Origin of the sequence: uncultured Methanobrevibacter sp., assembly GCF_900316895.1 — an archaeon.
In the GTDB taxonomy this organism is placed as follows: Archaea; Methanobacteriota; Methanobacteria; order Methanobacteriales; family Methanobacteriaceae; genus Methanocatella.
In genome coordinates this window covers 1-2,285 of record NZ_ONER01000147.1, presented here as the reverse complement: position 1 = coordinate 2,285, position 2,285 = coordinate 1, and the positions used below count along the sequence as shown (strand labels likewise).

Below are 2,285 nucleotides of genomic sequence, written 5' to 3'. Positions count from 1 at the left end.
TTGTGGTGAAAACAGTTTTTATGTTGACAATCCTAAGGCTCATGCCTATTATGGTGAATATGTGGGTCAGGAACTTTTGGACATTACAAGAAACATTTTCCCGCTTTCACACAAAAGGGAAGACACTTTCATTGCCGGTTTTTCGATGGGGGGATATGGTGCCATTAGGAATGGTTTAAAGTATCATGAAAACTTTTCCAAAATCGGTATGATTTCCGCAGCTTTGATAACTGATGATATTGTAGACTACACAGATGATGATAATGTTCTGCGATCCAGAGATTTCTACGAATCCATTTTTGGGGATTTGAATAAGTTAAAGGGTTCTGATATGGATCCTAAAGCATTAATTGAAAACTGCAATGATATTCCAGACATTTATATGGCCTGTGGAACTGATGACTTCTTATTTGAAAAGAATGTTGATTTTCATGACTTCCTAAAGGCTAAAGACATTGATGTTGATTTTGTTAAAGCTTCCGGTGAGCACACATGGGAATTTTCTGAAAGATACATAAAGGAATTCATTAAGACATTGAGGTGAAAGTTATGAAATGTGATTCCATGGTAAACAACGGTGATGAAATCTGTCTGAACTGCACATACTGGAGCGTAAGTCCGTATGGCAGGGCTCATGGAATGTATTGCAGAAGAGGAAATGGCCAGACCGAACCTAACGATTCCTGTTTCGACTTTGTGCAGTCTCACAGCTTTGCCAATTATGGTGATGAAGGTCAGTTTCAGTTTGATGAAACATCAAGGGACATTTCAAACAAGTTGAATAACTGGAGAAACAGCAGATATTAAAGGAAAGCTTGAATTCAGGTTTGCATGCGGGTCTTTAGAGCTTCCAGTTTTCCCATTTTTTGATTAATATCTTAGATTCGTCAATGATATCTTGATATTGTTGTGGGATATGGTTTCTTCATGAGGAACTATTAATGTTTCGGTCTGTTTAATTACTCAGTCTTTTTTTATTATTTTACTGATAAATTTTCATTAACGATAATCATTTTATCACTTTTTTTTAAATTAAAATTATTAGGGGTTTTAAAATATTGTTTTTGTCATTTTTAAAGCAATTTTTACTTTAAAAAAATTTTTATATATTATGAATTACTAAAATTATAAATGTAATTTTAATTAGGAGAGGATTTTTCTGACAAAGTATATTATTATAACTGGTGGGGTAGTTAGTTCCATAGGAAAGGGTATAACATCTGCTTCTATGGGAAGAATTTTAAGATCTTATGGTTTAAAAGTTTCAGCTATTAAAATAGACCCTTATTTGAACTGGGATTCTGGAACACTCAATCCATATCAGCATGGTGAGGTATTCGTAACTCATGATGGTATGGAAACTGACCTGGATTTAGGTCACTATGAACGATTTTTAGATGTTGAACTTGACGGAATTGCAAATATTACTACCGGTAAGGTTTATGAATCTGTCATTGCCAAAGAAAGGGAAGGAGGATATCTTGGAGAATGTGTTCAGGTTATTCCTCATATTACTAATCGTATTAAGGAAATGATTAGGGAAAACTCTGAGAGTTCCGATTATGATGTGGTTCTGGTCGAGCTTGGTGGTACTGTCGGAGATATTGAAAGCCAACCTTTCCTTGAAGCCTTAAGACAACTCAGAAATGAGGAAGGCAGAGAAAACGTCATGTTTGTCCATGTTACATTTATTCCCTACCTAAATGCAGCTGGAGAATTCAAAACAAAACCTACCCAACATTCCACAAAAGAATTAAGAAGTGTCGGTATTAATCCTGATGTTATTGTATGCAGATCACAAGTCCACATTGATGATGCCCTTCTTGGAAAAGTTGCTCATTTCTGTGACGTGGATGTTAAAGCAGTAGTTAACACTCCTGATGCCGGAACAATCTATGAAGTGCCTTTAGTTCTGGAGGAACGTAAAATAGGTAAGCTCATTGTTGATAGAATTGGTTTGGATGTTGAGGCAGATTCCTCTAAATTAGATGATTGGGCTAAAATCGTCGAATCATTAAGAATCACCGACCCCCAAGTCACTATCGGTATCGTTGGGAAATATGTCGAACTTGAAGACTCCTACATAAGTATCCGTGAATCTCTCCTTCACGCAGCCGCCAGCATTGGAGTAAAAGCAAATATCGAATATTTAAGTTCTGATGTTGAAGAGTTGGATGAGGAAGCCCTAAAGGAATTTGATGGTATCTTAATCCCTGGAGGTTTTGGAGAACGTGGTTTTGAAGGCAAATTGGATGCAATTGATTACGCAATTGAAAATAATGTTC

The 2,285-nt window shown here is 36.1% G+C and carries 3 protein-coding genes; all 3 read left to right on the top strand.

The genetic code is table 11. The annotated features are described in order from the left end of the window. Positions 1–544, top strand: a 544-nt coding sequence (locus tag QZN27_RS09915) for an alpha/beta hydrolase family protein (RefSeq protein ID WP_296787088.1), incomplete at its 5' end; no start/stop codon positions are given. Positions 545–549: 5 nt separating this feature from the next. Continuing rightward, positions 550–807, top strand: coding sequence for a hypothetical protein (locus QZN27_RS09910; protein ID WP_296787085.1), 258 nt, complete (start codon positions 550–552; stop codon positions 805–807). Between the two features lie 352 nt (positions 808–1,159). After that, positions 1,160–2,285: glutamine hydrolyzing CTP synthase (gene pyrG, locus QZN27_RS09905; protein ID WP_296787091.1), on the top strand; the 1,126-nt coding region annotated here is incomplete at its 3' end.

Coding starts and splice junctions, on each gene's coding strand:
- QZN27_RS09910 (WP_296787085.1), top strand. CDS start 550: ATGAAATGTGATTCCATGGTAAACAACGGTGATGAAATCTGTCTGAAC.